The organism is Sphingomonas sp. R-74633, from assembly GCF_013416555.1.
GTDB lineage: Bacteria > Pseudomonadota > Alphaproteobacteria > Sphingomonadales > Sphingomonadaceae > Sphingomonas.
The window spans coordinates 801,308-823,693 of record NZ_JACCFG010000001.1 but is presented as its reverse complement, the minus strand read 5'-3'; the positions used below and the strand labels follow the sequence as shown (position 1 = coordinate 823,693).

Genomic DNA, 22,386 nt, shown 5'->3' with positions numbered 1-22,386 from the left:
GATTTAGTATCCGTTCAGCCGCGCAAACCGCTCGCGATGCCACGCCGCATTGCCCCATTGCGCCTCGAGCACTCGCGCGCGCTTCAGATAGAACCCCGCGTCATGCTCGTCGGTCATGCCGATGCCGCCGTGCAGCTGGACCATCTCGCGGCTCACCAGATGCAGCGTCTCGTTCGCGCTCGCCTTGGCCAGGCTCACTTCCTGCGCGACATTCACCCGGCCGCTGTCGATCGCCTCGAGCGCGGCTTCCACTGCCGAGCGGGTCAGCTCCAGTTCGGTGAACATCTTGGCCATCCGGTGCTGCAGCGCCTGGAAGCTGGCCAGCACCTGGCCGAACTGGACGCGCGTCTTCAGATAGTCGTTGGTCTGGGCAAAGGCGCTTTCGGCCATGCCGAGCATCTCCGCGGCATTCGCCGCCGCCGCGCGGTCCGCGATATGGCCGATCAGCTCGACGCCGCCGCCGAGCGCTTCGGCAGGCGCATTGTCGAACACGACCTGTGCATGGCTGCGGCTGTCGATCAGGTGGCGCGGCGAGCGGGTCACCCCGGCATCGCCCGACACGAGATAGAGCCCGTCGGTCGCCGCAACGACGAACAGCTGCGCGCTGTCGCCCTCGGGCACGAACATTTTGGTGCCGCTGAGCTTGCCGCCCTCGACGCTGGTCTCGATCTTCGCAGGATCGAAGCGCGGCCCTTCGTCGATCGCCAGCGTGGCGACCACTTCGCCCGCGGCGATCTTCGGCAGCCACTCGGCCTTTTGCGCATCCGAACCGGCCATCAGGATCGCGCTCGTTGCCGCCGCGGTACTCGCCAGCGGCGTCGCGACCAAATTGCGGCCCAGCTGCTCGAGCACGAGGCCGAGCGAGACATAGCCCATCCCCGCCCCGCCCTGCGCTTCGGGCACCAGTATCCCGGTCCAGCCCATCTCGGCCTGCGCCTGCCAGGTCGCTGCGTCATAGCCCGCGCCTGGTGCAGTGTTGCGCATCTTGCGAAAGGCACTGACGGGCGCCTCGTTATCCGCCCACTCGCGCGCCATGTCGCGCAGCATCGTCTGTTCTTCGGTGAGGATTGCCATTTTCTATCCCTTCTCCCTCTCCCCGCCGGGGAGAGGGTCGGGGAGAGGGGAAGTGCGGCGCACTCTCCACCTCTGCCCCTCTCCCAACCCTCTCCCCGGTGGGGAGAGGGCTTTGATTACTGATGATCCAGCATCCCCAGGATGCGCTTGGCGATCACATTGTTCTGGATTTCGGTCGAGCCGCCATAGATCGACACTGCCTTGCCGAAGAGCCAGGTGCGCACATCGCGCAGTTCGTCCTCGCCAAAACCCTCGCCGTCCCAGCCCATGCCGGCGAAGCCGCGGATCTCGATCAGCAGCTCCGAACGCTCCTGCATGATCCGCGCGCCGACATTCTTCATGATCGACGTCGCCGCGCTCGGCCCCTGGTTCGACTTGGCCTCGAGCGAGGCGCGGCGCAGCGTCAGCATGAAGGCACGCAAATCCATCTCGTGCCGCGCGATCCGGCTGCGCAGATCGGCATCGGCGATGCGCCCCTCGGCGTCCGTGCCGACATATTTCTTGGCGATCTGCCCGAGCGACGCCCCGGCAAACATCCGCCCCGCCGTCGATCCGCCGCCCGACAGGCTCGAACGCTCGTGCTGGAGCAGCCTTTTGCCGATCGTCCAGCCCTCGCCCTCCGCGCCGACGCGGTTCGCCTTGGGCACTTTCACATCGGTGAAGAAGGTCTCGCAAAAGGGCGACGAGCCCGAGATCAGCTGGATCGGCTTCACCTCGACGCCCGGCGTGTCCATGTCGCAGAGCAGGAAGGTGATGCCCTCATGCTTCTTCGACTTGTCCGTGCGGACGAGCATGAAGCATTTGTCCGCCCATTGCCCGCCGCTGGTCCAGGTCTTCTGGCCGTTGACGACATAATGATCGCCTTCATCCGCCGCGAAGGTCTGGAGCGAGGCGAGGTCCGATCCCGCGCCCGGCTCCGAATAGCCCTGGCACCAGCGCACCGTCCCCTTGGCGATCGCCGGGATATGCTCGTGCTTCTGCTCTTCGGTGCCATATTCGAGCAGCGTCGGGCCGAACATCATCACGCCCATCCCGCCGATCGGGTTCCAGGCGCCGGCGCGCTGCATCTCTTCCTGCAGCACCCGCGCCTCGCCGCGGCTGAGGCCGCCGCCGCCATATTCCTTCGGCCAGGTCGGCACGCCCCAGCCCTTCTCGCCCATCGCCTTTTGCCAGGCATCCTCCTCGGGCGAGTTGGTGTGCGGCCCTTCGACCGCGGACATGGCATTGTCCTTGCCCTTCAGGCTGGCGGGAAAATTCGCCGCGAGCCAGTCGCGGACCTGCACGCGGAACGCATCCAGCGGATTTGCCGGTGCATCGATGTCGGGGGCCGTAGCCATCACTCTCTCCCGGGATAGTCTTCTTGCTTGTTTCGAATTTGCGGTATGGCTTGGGCGGCGTCAAGCTATCTCGATCGCAGGATCGCGCAACGCCTGAAACAAACGCACTTGCTTGACCAAGGTTGTTCCTGATATGTTCCTGCATGTTTGCGCATGGCCGCAGCGTCCGCCTCTGCTAAGGAGCGCGCGAAGAGGGGATAGACATGAAGTTCGAACATCGCGCGATCCCGATCGTGCTGGTCGCGGTGCTCATCGACGTGATCGGCTTCGGCATTGTCATGCCGGTGCTGCCGGGGCTGGTCACCAGCCTCGGCCATGTGAAGCTCGACGCGGCGGCGGACATTGCCGGCTGGATGTCGGCGGCCTTCGCGCTGGCGGGCTTCTTCGCCGGTCCGGTGCTCGGCAATCTCGGCGACCGCTATGGCCGCCGCCCGGTGCTGATCGTCTCGATGTGCGCCTTTGCGATCGACTATGCGCTGATGTCCGCCGCGCCCACACTGGCCTGGCTGTTCGTGGGCCGCATCATTGCCGGCGCCGCGGGCGCGACCTTCGGCCCCGCCGCCGCGGTGATTGCCGACGTCACTCCGCCCGAGAAGCGCAGCGCGGCGTTCGGCATGATCGGCATGGCATTCGGCCTGGGCTTCATCCTCGGCCCGGCGCTGGGCGGGATCAGCGCGGGCCTCGGCCTGCGCGCGCCTTTCGTGATCGCCGCGATCTGCGCGGGGCTCAACGCGATCATCATGTTCTTCTTCCTGCCCGAGACGCTGGCGCAGGAGAATCGCCGTCCATTCCGCCTGCGCGACGCGCACATCATCGGCGCGTTCCGCCCGCTCTTCCACGCCGGCAACGCCGCCCCGCTGCTGCTCGCCTGGTTCCTCTGGCAGCTCGCCGGCACCGTCTATCCGACGACCTGGGCGTTCTGGGCGGCGATCCGCTTCGGCTGGGATGCGAACGCAATCGGCTGGTCGCTGGCCTATGTCGGACTGCTCACCGGCCTGGTGCAAGGCTTCCTCACCGGCCGGGTGATCGGCCGGATCGGCGAGCGCAACGCGGCGTTGCTCGCGCTCGCCTGCGCCTCGGTCACCCTGTTCGCCTATGCCCTCACCCAGCAGGGCTGGCAGGTCTATGCCTTCTTCCTGATCGGCGCCTTCGGGGCCTTCGCCTATCCCGCGCTCAACGGCATCCTGTCGCGCATGGTCGACGCCACGCGCCAGGGGGCGCTGCAGGGCGGCATCGCCAGCATGAACAATGTCACGATGATCCTCGGCCCGCTGATCGCATCGCAGGCGCTGGCCCGCGGCACGCGCCACGGGTTCGACGGCGCGGCCTTTCTCGTCGCGGGTGGGCTGATGGCAGGCGCGGCGCTGATCATCGCGCTGTTCGTCCCGGCCATCCGCCCCGGCGCGGCCGAGCCAGGGTCCGAATGACCCGTTAGCCATTTTTCGAAAATTGCGTATGGCGTTCGCGGCTTTGCTCTTCTAGGCCTGCCAGCATGGGGCAGGAATTGAACGCGGCAGCGATGTTGACCAGCGACTTCGCGTCGCTCTCCGATCTGATCCGCGCGCACGCGGTGGAGCGGCCGGACAAGCCGGCGATGGTCTGTGAAGACCGCAGTATCAGCTATGCGGCGCTCGACGTCATGCTCGATCGCATCGCCGCCGCGCTCCAGCGCGAGGGGCTCGGGAAGAGCCAGGCAGTGGCGATCCTCGCCGCCACGTCGATCGACTATGGCTGCGCATTCCTCGGCACGCTGCGCGCCGGCGGTGTCCCCGCCCCGCTCCAACCCTCCGCCACGCCCGCGCAGCTCGCCGCGATGATCGCCGATTGCGGCGCTCCCGTGCTCTTCCTCGATGCGATTGGCGCCAAGGCACTCGGCGACGCCGCCACTACCGTGCAGCGCGTCGCGCTCGACGGCAGCGATGCCGGCACCCCGCTCGCCGAGTTCCTCGCACCGGAGGGCAGCAAGCCCGCGCCGGTCGCAGTCACCCCCGACGACCCGTTCAACATCATCTACAGCTCGGGCACCACCGGCGTGCCCAAGGGCATCGTCCAGCCCCAATCGATGCGCTGGCTCCACATCGCCCGCGCGCCCGGCGGCTTCGGCAGCGCCGTGACGATGGTCGCCACCCCGCTCTATTCGAACACCACCTTGGTCAGCTTCATCCCGACGATCGCCTGGGGCGGCACCGCAGTGCTGCTCGGCAAGTTCGACGCGCGCGCCTTCGTCTCCCAGGCCGCGAAGCACCGTGCCACCCACGCGATGCTCGTCCCCGTCCAGTATCAGCGGATCATGGCGCTCCCCGATTTCGACAGCTTCGACCTGTCGAGCTTCGCTTTCAAGACCTGCACCAGCGCGCCCTTCTCGCCCGCGCTCAAGGCAGACATCCTCGCCCGCTGGCCCGGCCTGCTCGTCGAATATTACGGCATGACCGAGGGCGGCGGCACCACCGTGCTGATCTGCAACGCGCATCCCACCAAGCTCCACACCGTCGGCGTGCCGCTGCCGGGACAGGACATCCGGCTGATCGACGAGGCGGGCAACGAAGTCCCGCGCGGCGAGATGGGCGAAGTCGTCGGCCGCTCGGGCGCGATGATGAGCGGCTACCACGGCCGCGCCGACGCCACCCGCGACGCGACCTGGCACGACAGCGACGGCAACCGCTTCATCCGCCACGGCGATGTCGGCCGCTTCGACGAGGACGGCTTCCTCATCCTGATGGACCGCAAGAAGGACCTGATCATCTCGGGCGGGTTCAACATCTATCCCTCGGACCTCGAGGGCGTGCTGATCGAGCACCCGGGCATCACCGATTGCGCCGTGATCGGCATCCCTTCCGAGCAATGGGGCGAGACCCCGCTCGGCTTCTTCACCGGCCCCGCCGACCCCGCCGAAGCACTCGCCTGGTTCAACGACCGCGTCGGCAAGACCCAGCGCCTCGCCGACCTGCGCAAGGTCGACGAACTCCCCCGCAGTGCGATCGGCAAGGTGCTCAAGCGCGAGCTGCGCGACCGGTATCTCGCCGCGTGACGCCGCTTGCCGAGATCATCGCCGGCGCCAGCCGCACCGAAACCGGCTTTACCACTGCAATCCCCACCGACTGGATGCAGGGCCGCACGGCCTATGGCGGCCTCTCCGCCGCGCTCGCGCTCCAGGCCGCGCTCGAGGCCGAGCCCGACCTCCCGCCGCTCCGCTCGGCGCAGGTCGCGTTCATTGGCCCGCTCGCCGGCGACGTCACCGTCACCGCGACCAAGCTGCGCCGCGGCCGCAACGCCGCCTTCCTCCAGTCCGACGTGACCTCCGAAGCCGGCCTCGGCCTGCGCGCCACCTTCGTCTTCATGGCGCCGCTGCCGTCGAGCATCGCACACGACACCGCCGAGCGCGGCCCGATCCCGCCGCCGACGCCCGCGGCCAATCTCTACACCGGCCCCGACGACTTCTTCACCGGCAACTTCAACTTCTGCGACCATACCCCCGGCACCGGCCCCGCCGAGTGGCTGCGTTGGGCACGCCTGCGCGCCCGCGACGATCTCCACCCGTTCGTCGAGCTGATGGCGATCGGCGACGCGCTGCCCCCCGCCGCCTTCAAGCTGCTCGCGGAGAAGCGCACGCCGCTCAGCTCGCTCAACTGGCAGATCAACTTCCAGAACCCCGCGCCCGCCACCACCGATGGCTGGTGGCTCCTGCACGCCAGCGCCGGCACTGCCCGCGACGGCTATTCCACCCAGCGCATGACGATCTGGGATTCCGCCGGTGAACCGATCGCCGAGGCCATGCAGGGCGTCGCCATCTTCGGCTGATCCGGGGGCTGAGACAATTTGCGACAGTTTCCCGCAGGCCTGACAAATCCGTGCGACAGCCCCGGGTGAAAAGCAGCTTCTGTCGGGGGCTTGGACCTCCGGGACCAAGGAGTTGCCCCCATGAAGACGTTCCTCGTCGCAGCCGCTCTCGGCGCGACTCTCCTCGCCGCCCCGGCCTTTGCGCAGGACGCTCCGAAGCACGGCGCCAAGATGTTCGACCAGATGGACGCCGACAAGGACGGCGTCATCACCAAGGACGAATATAACGCCGATATCGCGGCGCGCTTCGCCAAGATCGATACCAACAAGGACGGCAAGATCAGCGCCGACGAGCGCACCGCGGCGGGCCCGCGCGCCGGCGGCCGCGGCATGACCGATGACATGACCCTCGCCGACATGCAGGCGATGGCCGCCAAGCGGTTCGACCGCATCGACACCAACAAGGACGGCAAGATCGACCAGGCGGAGCGCGATGCGATGCGCGCCCGCATGGGCAGCCGTAAAGCGCCCCCGCCGGGCGGCTCGGAAAACAACTGAGCCACCCGGATCTCGCTCGGGCGGGCTGTGTGCCTCCTCTCGTCGCCCGCCCGGGCACCTTCCTGCACCCTTGTCTTGCGGCGCTCCGATGACCTACGAACCAGACATGTCGGACACGCCGCACCTCCTGCTCGTCGAGGATGAGCGCTCCATTCGTGAGCCGCTTGCCCAATATCTCACCAAGCAGGGCTTCCGGATCACCCAAGCCGGCGATGCCGAGGGCGCGCGCGCCCGCATGGCCGCCTATGCGATCGACCTGGTCGTGCTCGACATCATGATGCCCGGCGAGGACGGCCTGTCGCTCTGCCGCCATATCCGCGAGACCAGCGAGACCCCGGTCATCCTGCTCACTGCGCGCGGCGAAGAGACCGATCGCATCGTCGGCCTTGAAATGGGCGCAGACGATTATGTCGTGAAGCCTTTCTCCCCGCGCGAGCTCGCTGCCCGCATCAAGGTGGTGCTGCGCCGCCTCCAGGTCGGCGGCACCCGCCAGCACGCGCCCGAGACGGGCAGCTATGCCTTTGCCGGCTGGGTGCTCAAAACCGGCGAGCGCGCCTTGGTCGACCGCGAAGGCGTCTCGGTCCCGCTCTCGACCGGCGAATATAACCTGCTCCACGCTTTGGTCACCCGCCCCCGCGCGGTGCTGACCCGTGACCAGTTGCTCGACCTGACGCAGGGCCGCGAAGCCGCCGCCTTCGATCGCGCGATCGACAACCAGGTCAGCCGGTTGCGCAAGAAGATCGAACCCGATCCCAAGGCGCCCGCGATCATCAAGACGGTATGGGGCGGCGGCTATACGCTGGCGGCGGAAGTGACGCGGCTGTGATTTCCCATTTCCGTCACCCCGGCGAAATTCGGATGACGGCTCTGGCATGAACCGCATCGTCCCCCGCTCGCTCCCCGGCCAGATCGCGCTTCTCGTCGCGGTCGCGCTCTTCGTCGCGCAGGCGATCAATTTCGGCCTGCTCGTCCGCGAGCGGCAGGGTGCGCGCTTCGCCCAGGTGATCGTGCCCACCGTCACCCGGCTGATCGACGGCGCCGAGCGTCTCGGCACCCCGGTGAATCCTCGCGCGGACACGCCCGCCGGCGTCGATCGCCGTGACGGCCAGGGCGGCGGGCGCGGCGACGGCCGCCGCCAGAACCGTGGCGGGCGCGTCGATTTCGTCCCCGCCAACCCGATCCCCGCCGAACTCGCCCGCCGCCCCGATGTCGAGAACGACCTGCGCCGCGGCCTCACCGACGGCGGCGTCCAGGTCGGCCAGGTGATTGCCGTGGTCCACCCGATCGACGCCAATCGCCCGCTGCTCAAGCGCATGGACCCCGCCCGCGCCGATCGCCTGCGCCGCATGGGCGCCGAACTGATCGTCGCGGTCGAGCTGCCCGGCAAGGGCTGGCTCTCGCTTAGTTCGGCCTGGCCGCGCAGCGAGCGCAACCTGATCTGGCAGCTCTTCGCGCAGACGTTGATCCTCTACATCGTCGTGTTGCTGCCCGTGCTCTGGGCCGGCCACCGCATCGCACGGCCCTTGCGCAAGCTTGCCGAGGCGACGCGTGCCTTTCACCCGAACGACAATGCCGATCCGGTCGAGGAGAGCGGTCCGAGCGACGTGCGCGCGGTGATCGCCGCCTATAATTCGCTCAGCACCCGCGTCACGGCGATGCTCGACGAGAAGGACCGGATGCTCGGCGCGATCGGCCATGACCTGCGCACGCCGCTCGCCGCGCTTCGGGTGCGCATCGAATCGGTCGACGATGACGAAGACCGTGCCCGCATGGCCGACACGATCGACGAGATGAACCACACGCTCGACGACATTCTCAGCCTCGCCCGGCTCGGACGTCCGAGCGAACCGGCCACCGATGTTGACTTGTCCGCGCTGATCGACGCCGTGGTCGAGGATTTCCGCGACCTCGATCAGGATGTGACCTTCGAGGAGGCGCCGCGCCTCAGGATGCATCTACGCCCTTCGCTGATGCGCCGTGCGGTCCGCAACCTGATCGAGAATGCGATCAAATATGGCGGTGCGACCGAGGTCCGCCTGCGCTCCGACGACCGCAATGTCCGCATCGAAGTCTGCGATCGCGGCCCGGGCATCCCGCAGGACAAGCTCGAAAAGGTCTTCGATCCCTTCACGCGCCTCGAGGAATCGCGCAACCGCGAGACCGGCGGCGCCGGACTGGGCCTCGCGCTGGCCCGTGCCATTGTCCGCGACGCCAGCGGCGAGATCACCCTGGTCAACCGCGAGGGCGGCGGCCTGGTCGCGACGATCACGCTGCCGCGGAGCTAAGCCGTTCCGGGGCTTTCCCCGCTATTACAAGCGTTTCCCGGATGATATGCACCCTTTGGAAGCCAAAGGGAGCGATCATGGCCGGACGTGTCATCCAGGGGCGTATGCGGCCGGGCCATGTTGGTGCGCCAGCAATCCAGCCGCGTCAGGCGCCCACGCCACGCGCCGGCGCGGCACCGGTCGGCCCGCCTGCCAGGGTCGGCGCCCCGGCGGCTCCGCATGGTGGTGCGGCGCGGCCAGGTGCGGTCGCCATGCGGCACGGCGGCAGCGGCGGTTCCTTCCAGGTCGGCGAGGCCGTGCTCCGCAAGCAGGGGCCGGGCAAGGCGCTGCCCGATTCGCTGCGGACCCAGATGGAAGGCGCGATGCGCACGGATTTCTCGGCGGTGCGCATCCATGTCGGGCCCCAGGCCCAGAGCATTGGTGCGATTGCCTTCACCACGGGCAACGACCTGTATTTCGCGCCCGGCCAGTATCAGCCCGATACGCCGGCCGGTCGCGAGTTGATCGGCCACGAACTTGCCCATGTCGTGCAGCAGCGCCAAGGTCGGGTCGCCAATCCGTTCGGCGGCGGCGTCGCGGTCGTGCAGAACAATGCGCTGGAGGCGGAGGCCGATGCGATGGCCCGCCGCGCGCTCACCTATCGCGCGCCTGCCGGCCAGGCAGGCGCGGTGCAGCGCAAGCCCGCGGGCCCGCCCGTCGCCATCCAGCCCAAGCGCGTCGGTCCGCCGGGTGCAATCCAGCTGAAGCGGGTCGGTGCGCCAGTCCGCGTCACGATCCAGCCGATGATGATGGGAATGGGCCCGCCCCCGCCTCCGCCGCCCTGGCGCGGCGGCGGCTGCCCCTATTGCTTCAGCCCGCTGTGCATCAAGGGCAGCAAGTGCCGCAACACCAAGCGCAGCAAGTACAAGACCTTCCAGCATGGCGGAAAGAAGCGCGAGCAGCAGCGCCTGCGGTGGCGATGGCGGCGGCTGGTGACCGGCGACACGCACCAGTCCGAGCATCCCTTTGGCTTTGCGGTGCTGCGCGGCGATATCGCCGGCACGCGCGGGGAAGGCGCGCTCATGCGCGAGATCGAGAACACCGCGCCGGCTTATCAGGAGCATCACGACTCGCACCGCGATCATATCGGCACCGGTACCAGCGGCACGGCCGACGATTCGGGTCTCAATTCGACCGAATATCGCGATTGGACCGGACAGGCGCTGCGCGACCAGAATCCCGATATCGCGATGGCGATCAACCAGATCGGCTATGCGCAACAGCATCGCAGGGGCGACGATCCCGTCGAGCTTCGGCAAGCCGACGATTCCTACAACATGATGGTGCGCAACATGGGCACTATCCCGATGGGCGTGGGTGGCCAGATCGTCCAGCAACCTGCCCCCACGCCGCGCCAGCGTCTGGATATGATCATCGCTCGCTGGGTCGTGCGCCACGGCAGGCAGCCCAGCTGGGAGGAGGAGGAGCGTATCGCGACGGAGAACGGCCTCCTCGAGGCCTGGATGAACTATTGATCCGGCGCTCCGGCCGATCGCATCGCCGTCCGGTCCAGCGCGTTCCCCGATGGCGACGCTACTCGGAAGTTTGCGCCGTCCGAAGAAACGAAAAGGCCGGAGCTTTCGCCCCGGCCTTTCGCATCCAATTCGGTGTAGAAACCGCGGCGTTTAGCCGACGATCTCTTCCGGCTTGAAGAAGAAGGCGATCTCGATCGCTGCATTCTCTTCCGAGTCCGAACCGTGCACCGAGTTCGCCTCGATCGATTCGGCCAGTTCCTTGCGGATCGTGCCGGCGTCTGCATTGGCGGGGTTGGTCGCGCCCATGATGTCGCGGTTCGCCTGGACGGCGTTCTCGCCCTCGAGCACCTGCACAACAACCGGGCCCGAGATCATGAACTCGACCAGGTCGTTGAAGAAGGGACGCTCGCGGTGAACGCCGTAAAAGCCCTCGGCCTGCTCACGGCTCATCTGGATGCGCTTGGAAGCAACGACGCGCAGGCCGGCCTCCTCCAGCATCTTGGTGACGGCGCCGGTGATGTTGCGGCGGGTGGCATCGGGCTTGATGATCGAAAAGGTCCGGGTCGCGGCCATGGCCGTGCGGCTCCTGCTTTTGAGGGTGTGGAAAAGTCGCGGCTCCCTAGTCCGGGGTTGCGCCGGATGCAAGCGCCACCTGCTGTCCTACAGGCTCACGTTCTGCTATTGTTCCCGAAGACGCTCTTTGAACCGTGAAATCGAAGCAAGCACCGTGCGGGCAGTAGCCGCGCGAACCCCTCGCCATAGCCGTCACCCCGGCCTCGTGCCGGGGTCCACTGCGCGGCGATTCATGCCGCAACCCGTCTTGTCCAAAGCGTGCGGAACCGTGGATCGCGGCACGGGGCCGGGATGGCGAAGTCGGGCGGTGGTGCAAACATCCGCGTCCAACCCGTCCGGAAGTGCAACACCCACTGCGGAGACGGCAACGGATCAAAACAGTCCGAAACCCTGGCTTTCAAGGGACCCTACCCCGCAAATATCGCAAACTTCCGCGTCCGAAGCGTTCGGATCAGGCGACCTTCTCCCAGCGCCCCTGCTCGTTCTGCTTCCAATAGTTGCGCTCCACTCCCTCGCGCCCGGCCAGCCCCTTCCAGGCGAGCCGCGCCTCGACGATCTTGTCTTCGTCGAAGAAGTGGAAGGCCCGCTCGAAGCCCAGCGCGTCGTCGCGCCAAACGCCGTCGGCCAGCACGACGTTGCGTGCGCCATTGCCGGCCTCCATCGCCTCGCCGATCAGGATCGGCTGGCGATCGTCATCGGGCCCGCCGGCCTGGCCGTGCGGCAGGAAGCTTTCCGCGCTATAGGTCCATAGCAGCTGGTCGAGCTTGGTCCGCTCGCTTGCATCGCCGGCGACGATCAGCAATCGTCCGCCGGACTCGACCACGCGTTCCGCGATCCGGGGCAGCACGCGCTCCAGCGGAAGCTGCGTCAAATGATAGAAATCGACCTGCATGGCTCCTGTTAGCGCTTCCGTGCGTTCGGGCCAACGCACGTGACGTTGCGATGGCGCAACCGCTGCGATAGGGCGGGAACGGCCGCGTGCACGGGAGTGAGAAATAAAGGTGGGAATCGAAGTGACGCGCAAGGCCTTGCTGCTGTCGGCCGCGCTCGGCCTGTGCCTGGCGGCAGAAGCGCGCGCCCAGCAGACGACCGAGCCGACTCAGACGGCGCCCCAGCCGGCGCCGACTCAGGATGCGACTCCGAGCCTGCAGACCCCCGCAGTGGAGCCACCGCCCCCCTCGCCCACTGTGCTGCCAGAGGGCGACGACCAGATCCAGTTCACCTCCGACCTGCTCGAATATGACGATCAGCAGCAGGTGGTCACCGCCACCGGCGACGTGCGCCTCTATCGCCGCAGCGAGCGGCTGCGCGCCGACAAGGTGGTGTGGAACCGCGACACCGGCCGGGTGGTGGCCGAGGGCAATGTCGTCATCGTCAATCCGCAGGGCGACAGCGCCTATGGCGACAAGGTCGAGCTGACCGACAGCCTCAAGGACGGTGTCGTCCAGAACATGCTGGTCGTGCTCGACGCCGGCGGGCGGATCGCCGCCCAGCGCGGCGAGCGGCACGAGGATGGCAGCTTCACGGTCGAGAACGCGGCCTACACGCCCTGCTCGGTCTCCGATTCGAACGGCTGCCCGAAGGAGCCGTCGTGGAAGGTCACTGCGAACCGGGTGATCTATGAACCCGCCAAGAAGCGCCTGCGCTATTCGGGTGCGCGCGTCTCGGTGTTCGGCTTCGCGACGATCCCGCTGCCGGTCTTCTCGCATCCGGTCGGCGGCGACAGCGCCAGCGGCTTCCTGTCGCCCGATCTGCGCTACAACCGCACCAATGGCTTCCAGTTCGCGCTGCCCTATTATTTCAGCTTCGCGCCCAATCGCGACCTGACCGTCACGCCGCGCATCTACACCAACGTCCTGCCGATGATGCAGGCCGAGTATCGCGAGCTCAATTCGCTCGGCGCCTTCCGCATCGCCGCCTACGGTACCTATAGCCGCCGCGCCGACGACCTCACCGTGCCGATCACGCCGACGACCTCGAAGAACGATTTCCGCGGCTATCTCGACGCGGTCGGCAATTTCCAGCTCGATCCGAACTGGAGCGCCAGTGCCTCGTTCCGGCTCGTCACCGACCGCACCTTCCTGCGCCGCTACGATATTTCGCGCGACGACAGGCTGCGTAATAATATCCGCATCGAACGCATTGATCCGGATAGCTATTTCTCGATCAACGCATGGGTAGTCCAGACGCTGCGCGTCGGTGAGCGCCAGGGCCTTCAGCCCTATGCGCTGCCCGAGATCGACTATCGCCGCCGGATGGACGACGGCCTGATCGGCGGGCGTTTCGAGTTCCAGGTGAACAGCCTGGCGATCGGCCGTTCCGACGGGCAGGATTCGCAGCGCGCCTTCGCCAGCGCCAAATGGGACCTGCGCAAGCTCACCAACTGGGGTCAGGAGGTGATCTTCACTGCCTATGCCCGCGGCGATCTCTACAACGCGTCGGACACGATGCTCACCACGATCGCCAGCTATCGCGGCGAGGACGGCTTCCACACCCGCGGCATCGCAGCGGGTGCGATCGACGTGAAATGGCCGCTGGTGGGCTCGCTGTTCGGCGGCACGCAGCGCATCACCCCGCGCGTGCAGCTCGTCGCCTCGCCCAAGATCGCCAATCTCGAAGTCCCCAACGAAGACGCCCGCGCCGTAGACCTCGAGGATTCGAACCTCTTCGCGCTCAACCGCTTCCCGGGTTACGACCGGTTCGACGATTCGACCCGCTTCACCTGGGGCCTCGATTACGCGCTCTACCTGCCGGGCTTCTCGATCGACGCAAATGTCGGCCAGAGCTACCGCATCTCGCAGCGCCCCACCCTGTTCCCGGACGGGACAGGCCTGAACGGCCGCGTGTCGGACATTGTCGGCCGCACCACGATCCGGTTCAGGGATTTCATCAGCTTCTCGCACCGCTACCGGCTCGACAAGGACGGCCTCGCCTTCCGCCGCAACGAAGTCGACATGACGGTGGGCTCGCGCGCGACCTATTTCACGCTCGGCTATCTGCGGCTCAATCGGAATATCGACCCGACGCTGGAGGACCTGCAGGACCGCGAGGAGGCCCGCGTGGGCGCCCGCATCCAGATCGCCCGATTCTGGTCGGTCTCGGGCTCGACGCTGATCGACCTTACCGACCGCAAGGAAGATCCGACGTCGCTGGCGGACGGGTTCGAGCCGGTGCGCCACCGCCTGGGCATTACCTATGAGGATGACTGCCTTCGCCTCGGCTTCACCTGGAAGCGCGATTACGCCACCACCGGCGACGCGGCGAAGGGCAATTCCTATCTGTTGACGCTGGCGTTCAAGAACCTCGGGCGCTAGGCTTTTGCGCTGAGGGGAACAGCTGGTAAGCCTAAGTTCAGGCACAATTGGCCATTAAGCGCCACTTTCCGGCAGATTTGAGGGTACGGAATCACGTGAACATTGGTGTTACCAAGGCGATCCGCGCAGGCCGCTTGTCCATTCTCGCGCTCGCGATCTCCAGCCTCGCCTCCGGCGCGATGGCACAGACGGCCGCGGACCCGGCCGCGCCGCCCGCGCCGTCGCAGCAGGACTCCGCCGCAGCCCTTGCTGCGCAGCTCGATTTCCCAACCGATCTCAAGCTGTTCGGCAAGGCGGACCCCAATATCCGCAAGCCCACCGCGATCGTGAACGACGCCGTGCTCACCGGCACCGATGTCGATCAGCGGCTCAACCTGATCATCGCCCTCAACAAGCTCAATCTGAAGCCGGAAGAGCATGATCAGTATCGCATGATGATCCTGCGCCAGCTGATCGACGAGACGCTGCAGATCCAGGAGGCCAAGGCCAACGAGATCACCGTCGAGCCCAAGGAAATCGACAACAGCTTCGCTGCGGTCGCCCGCCGCCTCCAGAAGACGCCCGAGCAGCTTCGCGCCTTCCTGCGCCAGGCCGGTGCCTCGGAGCGCACGATGCGCAAGCAGATCGAGGGCGAGCTTGCCTGGAACCGCGTGCTGCGCCGCAAGGTCGACATCAACGTCAGCGACCAAGAAGCCGAGGACTATATCAAGCGCCTCAAGGCCGCGCAGGGCAGCGAAGAATTCCACGTCTACGAGATTTACCTGAACGCGACCGAAGACCGGAAGCAGGAAGTCTATGCCGGCATGCAGCGCATCATCCAGCAGATGAAGGAAGGCGCGCCGTTCGACTATCTGGCCAAGACCTATTCGGAGAGCTCGACCAAGGGCCGCGGTGGCGATCTCGGCTGGGTTCGCCTCGCCCCGGGCCTGCTGCCCGACGAGATGGCCAAGGCCGTGGCGGAGATGTCACCCGGCCAGGTCGCCGGCCCGATCCCGCTCGCAACGGGCTTCTCGATCCTTTACCTCGCCGACAAGCGCAAGGTCGGCATGGCCGATCCGCGCGGCGCCAAGCTGTCACTGCGCCAGATCACCATCACCTTCCCCAAGGGAACGACCGAGGCGCAGGCCCAGTCCCGCGCGGGCCAGTTCGCCCAGGCGACGCAGGCGATCAAGGGCTGCGGCGACGCTGCCAATGTCGCCGCGGCGCAGAACGCCGAGATGGTCGAGAAGGACGGTATCGTCATCGGCGACCTGCCGGCGGCGCTGCAGCAGATCATCCTGCCGCTCCAGGTGGGCCAGGTGACGCAGCCCTTCGGCACGATCGAAGACGGCGTGCGCGTGCTCGTGGTCTGCGGCCGCGACGATCCGCCCGTGGCCAACCTGCCCTCGGTGGCGCAGGTGCAGGGCGAGCTCGAGGACCAGCGCGTCAACCTGCGTGCCCAGCGCATGCTCCGCGACATCCGGCGCGACGCGCTGATCGAATATCGCTGAGCGCATGATCCGGCCGCTCGCCATATCGATGGGCGATTCGGCCGGAGTCGGGCCCGAGATCACCGCCAAGGCTTGGAAGGCGCGCGAGCTGCACTCGCTCGCGCCCTTCTTCGCCGTGGGCTGTCCCGGCGCCGTGGAGAAGGTGTGGGACGGGCCGATCGCCCGGATCACCAACCCCGACCAGGCGGCGGCCGTCTTCGATAGCGCGCTGCCCGTGCTCGCCGTGGGCGACACGTGCGAAGTGACGCCCGGCAGCCCTGACGAAGACAGCGCCAAGGCCGCACTCCAGTCGCTCGAGCTGGCGGTGGGCCTCGCCAATGCCGGCGCGGCGGGCGGCGTGGTCACCGGGCCAGTCTCCAAGGTCCAGCTCTACAAGATCGGCTTCACGCATCCGGGCCAGACCGAGTTTGTCGCCGAGCGTTGCGGCATCTCTCCCGAGAATGCCGTGATGATGCTGGCAGGACCGACGCTGCGGGTGGTGCCGATCACCGTCCATGTGCCGATCTCCGCCGTCTCCGAACTGCTCACCATCGAACTGGTACTCGCCAAGGCACGGGTGACGGCCCGGGGCCTTTTGCGCAACTTCGGCATCGAGCGGCCGCGCCTCGCCTTTGCCGGCCTCAACCCGCATGCCGGCGAGAGCGGCGAGATCGGGCGGGAGGAGATCGACGTGCTCCAGCCCGCCATCGCCCTTCTCCGCGAGGAAGGGATCGACGCGATCGGGCCCTTCGCAGCCGATGCGATGTTCCACCCACGAGCCCGCGCCGGCTATGACGCCGCGCTCTGCCCGACCCACGACCAGGCGCTGATCCCGATCAAGACCCTCCATTTCGACGAGGGCGTGAACATCACCCTCGGCCTGCCCATCGTCCGCACCTCGCCCGACCATGGCACCGCCTTCGGCATCGCCGGCACTGACCAGGCCAATCCCGGCGCGATGATTGCCGCGATCAAGATGGCCGCCAGCGCCGCCCAGCGCAGGGCCGACGCAGCAGCGTGACCAGCCTGCCGCCTCTCCGGGAAGTCATCAGCAAATATGGTCTCAGCGCGAGCAAGGCGCTGGGGCAGAATTTCCTGTTCGACCACCAGCTGCTCGCCCGCATCGCCAAGGTGCCGGGCAAGCTCGACGGCGCCGAAGTGTTCGAGGTCGGCCCCGGCCCCGGCGGCCTGACCCGCGCACTGCTCGAAGGCGGCGCCAGCGTGACCGCAGTGGAGCGCGACCGGCGCTGCATCCCGGCACTGGAAGAGCTCGGCACCTTTTTCCCCGACAAGCTCAAGGTCATCGAAGGCGACGCGCTCGAAGTCGACGCGCCGACGCTGTTCGCAAGCAAGCCGCATGTCGTCGCCAACCTGCCCTATAATGTCGGCACCGCGCTGCTGGTCGGCTGGCTGTCGGCGGAATGGGAGCCGTGGTGGGCCAGCCTGACGCTGATGTTCCAGAAGGAAGTCGCCGAGCGGATCGTCGCGGCGGCCGGCAGCGAACATTATGGCCGGCTGGCGGTGCTCTCCCAGTGGCGCTCGACTCCGAAGATCGCGATGAACGTGCATCGCTCGGCCTTCACTCCGCCGCCCAAGGTCATGTCGGCGGTGGTCCATATCGTCCCCGCCGCGCAGCCGGAAGGCGTTCGGCTGAAGACGCTGGAGAACCTTACCGCCAATGCCTTTGGCCAGCGCCGCAAGATGCTGCGCCAGAGCCTGAAGGGCGTGCCCGGCGCGCTTGCGGCGATGGAAACGCTGGGCATCGATTCCAGCCGCCGCGCCGAGACGGTGAGCGTCGAAGAATTCGTCGCCCTGGCGCGCGCGTTGGGCTGAGAAAGAGCGGCTTGCCGGGTCGGCCTGCCAGGCAACCCAAGCAGACGAAATCCTACATTACAAGCCGGCTCAGTTCGGTTTGGCTGCCGGCGTCGGGATCGGCGCGGGATCGGCCTGGGCGGTGGTCACCGGCGGCCCCTTGGCGATCACGGCGGAGAGTGCGGTCGAGTCCGCGCACGCCTTGACGCAGAGCTTCTCGATCTTGGCGAGGTTCTCCTTGGCCCGCTCCATCGCACCCTTGGCAACCATCGCCTCGCCCTGGCCGCGCAGTGCCGCGGTGTCGTTGGGCTCGAGGCTCAGCGCCTCGCGATAGAGGCGGATCGCCTTGCCGGGCAGGCCGCCGCTGCGGGCGATCTCGGCGAGGGTGATGAAGGCGTCACGGTTGCGCGGGTCGACCGCCAGCGCGCTCTCGAGCAGATCGCCGGCGCCCTGGGCATTGCCGGCGGCGAGCGCGGCGCGGCCCTGCTTGACCAGTTCCACCGAGCGCGGGTCGATCTGATTGTCTGCCCGCTGTGCCATGAGCGACGTCGAAACCGAGAGCAGCATCAACGCACCGGCCGCTCCAATCGCAGTGAAACGCATCACATTCTCCGAAATCTTGGCCGTCGCTATCATGGCCTACGCATCCTCGCGACAAAAAAGCCGTCGGTCGAGTCCCTTAGCGGGGTGAAGCGAAGCCCCGGGCCGCGCGGCGTGCCGGCGCCGAGCGAGAGCGGCTCGGCGGTCCAGCCCGGATGCCGGTCGAGGAACGCCTGGGCCTGCCCTGCCCCTTCGGCATCGAGCAGCGAGCAGACGACATGGACGAGCGTGCCGCCGGGGCGGGCGAGATCGGCGGCAAGATCGAGCAACGCGGCCTGGGTGGCGACATAGCGATCGAGCCGCTGCAGGCTGAGCCGCCAGCGCGCTTCGGGATTGCGGCGCCAGGTGCCGGTACCCGAGCAAGGCGCATCGATCAGCACGACATCGGCGCGGCCGGTCTGGTCGGCGAGCATGCTCGCTTCGTGGTTGGGATTGAGCAGCCGGGTCTCGACGATATTCACCCCTGCCCGCTCGGCGCGCGGCATCAGCCGGGAGAGCCGGGCGCGGTCGATGTCGCTGGCGAGGATCGAGCCGTGATTGGCCATTGCCGCGGCAAGCGCCAGCGTCTTGCCGCCGCCGCCGGCGCACAGGTCAATGACATGCTGGCCGCGCTCGACACCTGCCGCCAAGCTGACGAACTGGCTGCCGGCGTCCTGCACTTCGAGTTCGCCGTCCTTATAGGCAGGCAATTGCTCGACCGGGGTGTCGGAGGGCAGGCGCAGGCCGGCAGGGAGGCATGGCAGCGGCACCGAGCCGGAGATCTGGGCCTGGATCGCCGCGGGGTCGGCCTTGAGCGTGTTGACGCGGATATCGAGCGGCGCACGCTCGAGCAAAGCCGCCTGCTCGTCGGCATCGAGCCCCGATGCGGTGAAGGCCCTTGCCAGCCATGCCGGCAGCACGCCGGCTTCAGCCACGGGCTCGCCAGGCTCGACCGGCGCCGGACCATAGGGCGAGCCGTCGAACAATTCGGCCAGTTCGGGACGGCGCCCGGCCAGCGCCAGCATTGCGGCGCGGCCGGTCTCGGGGCGCTCACCGAGCATGCGGATCGCGTCATAGACCAGCTCGCGGATCGCCCGGCGGTCCTTCGAGCCGGCATAGCGGCGCTCGGCGAACCAGCGGGCGATGATCGTGTCGGCCGATCCGCCCTGGTCCCGGGCAGCGGCGGTGATCCTGTCGAGCAGGTCGATGGCGGCCTGGAGCCGGGCGGAGGGGTTCACGACATTAAACCGATCGGTTGTGCAATTCGTTGATTCCGTTGACTCGCTCTTCGGGTGAGAAGGGCATCATGGGTCAAGGAAATCGCGCTCGGCATAGCCCTGACCAAAAGCAGAACATTTCCAACATTGGTAGCGAAATCTGGTGGCTAGCGGCGCTCCAGCACGGTTCCCCGGCGAAGGCCGGGGCCTAGGGTCGCAAGCGACACGGCAGAGAAACCCTGGGCCCCGGCTTTCGCCGGGGAACTGATTAGGTCGGTTCGGTATCCCGGATCGGGGCGTGGGGAATGGACAAGCGCCCGCCTTCCCGCCAGTGACGCGCCAACCCCAAAGGAAGGCAAGCACATGGCGTTCACGGCGAAGATCCTGCTCCTCGGCTCGGGCGAGCTCGGCCGCGAGTTCGTGATCTCGGCCAAGCGGCTGGGCGCCTATGTGATCGCGTGCGATGCCTATGAAGGCGCCCCGGCGATGCAGGTGGCGGATGCGCACGAAGTGTTCTCGATGCTCGACGGCGACAGGCTGCGCGCCGCGGTGGAGAAGCACCGGCCCGATTATGTCGTGCCCGAGGTCGAGGCGATCCGCACCGAAGTGCTTGCCGAGCTGGAGGCCAAGGGCTTTGCCATCGTCCCCTCCGCCCGCGCCACCCAGATGACGATGAACCGCGACGGCATTCGCGAAGTCGCCGCGGTCGAGCTGGGCCTGCGCACCTCTCGGTACCGGTACGCCGAGAGCCTGGAGGAAGTGCTGGCGGGCGCCGAGCACACCGGGCTCCCTTGCGTGATCAAGCCGGTCATGTCCTCGTCGGGCAAGGGCCAGAGCACGGTGCGCGCGGCGGACCAGCTCGAGGCCGCCTGGGACTATGCGGTGGCCAACATGCGCGGCGACCGCAAGCGCGTGATCGTCGAGGAGTTCGTCGCCTTCGACTATGAGATCACGCTGCTGACGATCCGGACGCGCGACGGCGTGTTGTTCTGTCCGCCGATCGGCCACCGCCAGGAGCGCGGCGACTATCAGGAGAGCTGGCAGCCCGCGGCAATGTCGGATTCCGCCATTGCAGATGCGCAGGACATGGCGCGCAAGGTCGTCGACGATCTGGGCGGCTATGGCCTGTTCGGCGTGGAGTTCTTCGTGAAGGGCCAAGAGGTGATCTTCTCCGAATTGTCGCCCCGCCCGCACGACACCGGCATGGTCACGCTGATCTCGCAGAACCTCAGCGAGTTCGACCTGCATGCGCGGGCGGTGATGGGGCTGCCGATCCCGGCGATCACGCTGCGCGGAGCTTCGGCGAGCGCAGTGATCCTGGCGGACCGGGCTTCGGAGGATTTGTCCTACGAGGGGCTGGCGGAGGCGCTGGCCGTGCCGGGCGGCGAAGTGGATGTGCGGATTTTCGGTAAGCCGAATTCGCGGCCCTATCGGCGGATGGGGGTGGCGCTGGCGATGGCTGGCGATACCGATGCGGCACGCCGGGTTGCAGCTGAGGCGGCTGGGTTGGTGCGGATTGGGTATGCGATCTAAAAGGCGTAGATTCTGATAGATCGCAATCGATCGGACGGTCCACTATAGTCCTAGGAATGTTGCAGTTTACCGCTCCTCAAGCCACCCTTGTTGCCGCACTAATTGGCATAGCCGGTGGATTAATTGCCTGGCTTGGGCGTGCTATAGCATTTGTTCTCCGACGCTGGTGGACCGGAGAGCCCCGCCATTCACAAGCGACGTACTTAAATAGCATTGCGGACCTCGCCGCTAAATTGCGCGGCAGCGGAATGACGATTGAGGACGTACATGAGTTTGAAGCGCTTATGCGCAAGCCCGCCATTGCGAACAGTGCGGCTGCCATTGATATTGTAGAGGCTGTCGTTGACGAAAAAAGGGAGCCCACGGAGTTTCAGTCCACCGTAGGATTGAGAGCTCGTGCCGGTGCCGCGTATGCCGTCGCCGAAGCGCGTTTGGGCCAAGCGCTAATAGATTTGCGCCTGCTGCTGGGAGATGATGATTTCGAACTGATGGAAACAGCACAGGCTCGATGGCAGGAATATCGCAGGGCGTTAGAAGACTGCGCTTTGCGTGAATTCAAAGACGGGACCCACGGCCCTTTGGCACTGACGCTGGCAGGTCTCAGCGAAACAGAACGCCGGGCAAAAGAGATAGAGAATCAAGTCGCCGAGCGGTCGGCTATCTAAATTCATTTGGTGGTTTGACAATACACCTATTAGGTGCCGATGTTGCTCAGTGAGCGATGAATTTCTACAACCGACTGAGCACGACGGGCAGATTTTGATCGCCGTGGTCGATGAAACCTACGCCGTTAGCGAGGATGATGCATGGGCACGGGATCGCGAGGCATATCGCAAAAGCCTTGAAGCAGAATTCGACCTACCGTTCTGCGATGCTGATATTGGCCCCGGCGCGAGCCTTCCCGCCTTCGTGGCGCTCCTCCAGGGGACAGCGATTGTTCCTGCGTGGGTGCTGCTGAGCGCAGCCCTTTTCCTTGGCAAACCACTACAAGAAAACTTGAAGGCGTGGCGCGATATGGCCGCGAAAATCCGCTCCTTCTTTAAGCGCCCTGTATTCCTAAATCGTCAGGGCGCAGCGGTCTTGGCCGTGGAGGCCGTATTCAATGAGATGGGCGGCCTGCCACATACTATCCAACTAATCGGCTATCGAACAATGCACATAGCTGAAGAAGATTTGGCGACGCCACCCGAAGAGAGCATCGGCGAAGCTCTCCCAACTCTGTATCTCGGATTCATTCGCCATATCTTTGAGATTAAAGCTGACGGAGTGCGGTTTCGTGTCAGCGTCGATGGTCGCAAAGTTGCCATTTTGCGGCTAGAAGAATTTCAGTAGCCGCAATCGAGT

Annotated in this window: 20 protein-coding genes; 14 read left to right on the top strand and 6 right to left on the bottom strand. The window is 66.6% G+C overall.

Annotation, left to right across the window (positions count from 1 at the left end; translation table 11 throughout):
* Positions 1-3: 3 nt before the first annotated feature.
* Both HZY97_RS03860 and HZY97_RS03855 read right to left on the bottom strand, forming a co-directional pair.
* Positions 4-1,074: an acyl-CoA dehydrogenase family protein gene (locus tag HZY97_RS03860; protein WP_180140733.1), complete on the bottom strand. Its 1,071-nt coding sequence runs from the start codon at positions 1,072-1,074 to the stop codon at positions 4-6.
* Between the two features lie 116 nt (positions 1,075-1,190).
* Positions 1,191-2,411 (bottom strand): acyl-CoA dehydrogenase family protein, encoded by a 1,221-nt coding sequence (locus HZY97_RS03855; RefSeq protein WP_180140731.1) that lies wholly within the window; start codon positions 2,409-2,411, stop codon positions 1,191-1,193.
* A gap of 203 nt (positions 2,412-2,614) precedes the next feature.
* Between HZY97_RS03855 and HZY97_RS03850 the strand changes: the two genes are divergently transcribed.
* The 7 genes from HZY97_RS03850 (at position 2,615) to HZY97_RS03820 (ending at position 10,545) form a co-directional block, all read left to right on the top strand.
* Positions 2,615-3,838, top strand: a complete 1,224-nt coding sequence (locus HZY97_RS03850) for an MFS transporter (RefSeq protein ID WP_180140730.1) — start codon at positions 2,615-2,617, stop codon at positions 3,836-3,838.
* A 65-nt stretch (positions 3,839-3,903) separates the two neighbouring features.
* Positions 3,904-5,439, top strand: a complete 1,536-nt coding sequence (locus tag HZY97_RS03845; RefSeq protein ID WP_257214861.1) for a class I adenylate-forming enzyme family protein — start codon at positions 3,904-3,906, stop codon at positions 5,437-5,439.
* The gene (locus tag HZY97_RS03840) at positions 5,436-6,209 is read left to right on the top strand and encodes a thioesterase family protein (RefSeq protein ID WP_180140728.1); all 774 of its coding nucleotides are present in this window, start codon (positions 5,436-5,438) and stop codon (positions 6,207-6,209) included. Before HZY97_RS03845 ends, HZY97_RS03840 begins: the two co-directional genes overlap by 4 nt.
* A 120-nt stretch (positions 6,210-6,329) precedes the next feature.
* Entirely contained in the window at positions 6,330-6,746 is a 417-nt protein-coding gene (locus HZY97_RS03835) for an EF-hand domain-containing protein (protein WP_180140726.1), read from the top strand.
* 106 nt (positions 6,747-6,852) lie between these two features.
* Positions 6,853-7,572: a response regulator gene (locus tag HZY97_RS03830; RefSeq protein ID WP_180141643.1), complete on the top strand. Its 720-nt coding sequence runs from the start codon at positions 6,853-6,855 to the stop codon at positions 7,570-7,572.
* Between the two features lie 46 nt (positions 7,573-7,618).
* Positions 7,619-9,031 carry a HAMP domain-containing sensor histidine kinase gene (locus tag HZY97_RS03825; protein ID WP_180140724.1) on the top strand — a complete coding sequence of 471 codons (1,413 nt, stop codon included), beginning with the start codon at positions 7,619-7,621 and terminating at the stop codon, positions 9,029-9,031.
* 77 nt (positions 9,032-9,108) lie between these two features.
* Entirely contained in the window at positions 9,109-10,545 is a 1,437-nt protein-coding gene (locus HZY97_RS03820) for a DUF4157 domain-containing protein (RefSeq protein WP_180140722.1), read from the top strand.
* Positions 10,546-10,695: 150 nt separating this feature from the next.
* Here the strand turns inward: HZY97_RS03820 and ndk are convergent, their stop codons facing one another.
* Entirely contained in the window at positions 10,696-11,118 is a 423-nt protein-coding gene (ndk, locus tag HZY97_RS03815; RefSeq protein WP_180140720.1) for a nucleoside-diphosphate kinase, read from the bottom strand.
* A 451-nt stretch (positions 11,119-11,569) separates the two neighbouring features.
* A complete protein-coding gene (locus HZY97_RS03810) occupies positions 11,570-12,010 on the bottom strand; it encodes a DNA polymerase III subunit chi (protein ID WP_180140718.1) in 441 nt (146 codons plus the stop codon).
* A 121-nt stretch (positions 12,011-12,131) separates the two neighbouring features.
* On the opposite strand from HZY97_RS03810, the gene HZY97_RS03805 reads away from it, so the two are divergent.
* From HZY97_RS03805 to rsmA, 4 genes are all read left to right on the top strand, one after another.
* Positions 12,132-14,432: an LPS-assembly protein LptD gene (locus tag HZY97_RS03805; protein ID WP_373684284.1), complete on the top strand. Its 2,301-nt coding sequence runs from the start codon at positions 12,132-12,134 to the stop codon at positions 14,430-14,432.
* Between the two features lie 95 nt (positions 14,433-14,527).
* On the top strand, positions 14,528-15,922 hold the full coding sequence (locus tag HZY97_RS03800) for a peptidylprolyl isomerase (RefSeq protein WP_373684283.1): 1,395 nt from the start codon (positions 14,528-14,530) through the stop codon (positions 15,920-15,922).
* Between the two features lie 4 nt (positions 15,923-15,926).
* A complete protein-coding gene (pdxA, locus tag HZY97_RS03795) occupies positions 15,927-16,922 on the top strand; it encodes a 4-hydroxythreonine-4-phosphate dehydrogenase PdxA (protein ID WP_180140714.1) in 996 nt (331 codons plus the stop codon).
* A complete protein-coding gene (rsmA, locus tag HZY97_RS03790) occupies positions 16,919-17,734 on the top strand; it encodes a 16S rRNA (adenine(1518)-N(6)/adenine(1519)-N(6))-dimethyltransferase RsmA (protein WP_180140711.1) in 816 nt (271 codons plus the stop codon). Before pdxA ends, rsmA begins: the two co-directional genes overlap by 4 nt.
* Positions 17,735-17,803: 69 nt before the next feature.
* Here the strand turns inward: rsmA and HZY97_RS03785 are convergent, their stop codons facing one another.
* Both HZY97_RS03785 and HZY97_RS03780 read right to left on the bottom strand, forming a co-directional pair.
* Positions 17,804-18,349 carry a lipopolysaccharide assembly protein LapB gene (locus tag HZY97_RS03785; RefSeq protein ID WP_257214860.1) on the bottom strand — a complete coding sequence of 182 codons (546 nt, stop codon included), beginning with the start codon at positions 18,347-18,349 and terminating at the stop codon, positions 17,804-17,806.
* Positions 18,346-19,530 carry an RsmB/NOP family class I SAM-dependent RNA methyltransferase gene (locus HZY97_RS03780; RefSeq protein WP_180140710.1) on the bottom strand — a complete coding sequence of 395 codons (1,185 nt, stop codon included), beginning with the start codon at positions 19,528-19,530 and terminating at the stop codon, positions 18,346-18,348. Before HZY97_RS03780 ends, HZY97_RS03785 begins: the two co-directional genes overlap by 4 nt.
* A 342-nt stretch (positions 19,531-19,872) precedes the next feature.
* Between HZY97_RS03780 and purT the strand changes: the two genes are divergently transcribed.
* From purT to HZY97_RS03765, 3 genes are all read left to right on the top strand, one after another.
* Positions 19,873-21,042, top strand: a complete 1,170-nt coding sequence (purT, locus tag HZY97_RS03775) for a formate-dependent phosphoribosylglycinamide formyltransferase (protein WP_180140708.1) — start codon at positions 19,873-19,875, stop codon at positions 21,040-21,042.
* 248 nt (positions 21,043-21,290) lie between these two features.
* Entirely contained in the window at positions 21,291-21,707 is a 417-nt protein-coding gene (locus HZY97_RS03770) for a lysozyme inhibitor LprI family protein (protein ID WP_180140706.1), read from the top strand.
* Positions 21,708-21,756: 49 nt separating this feature from the next.
* Positions 21,757-22,374: a hypothetical protein gene (locus HZY97_RS03765; protein ID WP_180140704.1), complete on the top strand. Its 618-nt coding sequence runs from the start codon at positions 21,757-21,759 to the stop codon at positions 22,372-22,374.
* Positions 22,375-22,386 lie beyond the last annotated feature (12 nt).

Excerpts from the sequence above, each read along its gene's own strand:
- HZY97_RS03860 (WP_180140733.1), bottom strand. The coding sequence starts at position 1,074 with ATGGCAATCCTCACCGAAGAACAGACGATGCTGCGCGACATGGCGCGC.
- HZY97_RS03855 (WP_180140731.1), bottom strand. The coding sequence starts at position 2,411 with ATGGCTACGGCCCCCGACATCGATGCACCGGCAAATCCGCTGGATGCG.
- HZY97_RS03850 (WP_180140730.1), top strand. The coding sequence starts at position 2,615 with ATGAAGTTCGAACATCGCGCGATCCCGATCGTGCTGGTCGCGGTGCTC.
- HZY97_RS03845 (WP_257214861.1), top strand. The coding sequence starts at position 3,904 with ATGGGGCAGGAATTGAACGCGGCAGCGATGTTGACCAGCGACTTCGCG.
- HZY97_RS03835 (WP_180140726.1), top strand. The coding sequence starts at position 6,330 with ATGAAGACGTTCCTCGTCGCAGCCGCTCTCGGCGCGACTCTCCTCGCC.
- HZY97_RS03830 (WP_180141643.1), top strand. The coding sequence starts at position 6,853 with ATGTCGGACACGCCGCACCTCCTGCTCGTCGAGGATGAGCGCTCCATT.
- HZY97_RS03825 (WP_180140724.1), top strand. The coding sequence starts at position 7,619 with ATGAACCGCATCGTCCCCCGCTCGCTCCCCGGCCAGATCGCGCTTCTC.
- HZY97_RS03820 (WP_180140722.1), top strand. The coding sequence starts at position 9,109 with ATGGCCGGACGTGTCATCCAGGGGCGTATGCGGCCGGGCCATGTTGGT.
- ndk (WP_180140720.1), bottom strand. The coding sequence starts at position 11,118 with ATGGCCGCGACCCGGACCTTTTCGATCATCAAGCCCGATGCCACCCGC.
- HZY97_RS03810 (WP_180140718.1), bottom strand. The coding sequence starts at position 12,010 with ATGCAGGTCGATTTCTATCATTTGACGCAGCTTCCGCTGGAGCGCGTG.
- pdxA (WP_180140714.1), top strand. The coding sequence starts at position 15,927 with ATGATCCGGCCGCTCGCCATATCGATGGGCGATTCGGCCGGAGTCGGG.
- HZY97_RS03785 (WP_257214860.1), bottom strand. The coding sequence starts at position 18,349 with ATGATAGCGACGGCCAAGATTTCGGAGAATGTGATGCGTTTCACTGCG.
- purT (WP_180140708.1), top strand. The coding sequence starts at position 19,873 with ATGGCGTTCACGGCGAAGATCCTGCTCCTCGGCTCGGGCGAGCTCGGC.
- HZY97_RS03770 (WP_180140706.1), top strand. The coding sequence starts at position 21,291 with ATGACGATTGAGGACGTACATGAGTTTGAAGCGCTTATGCGCAAGCCC.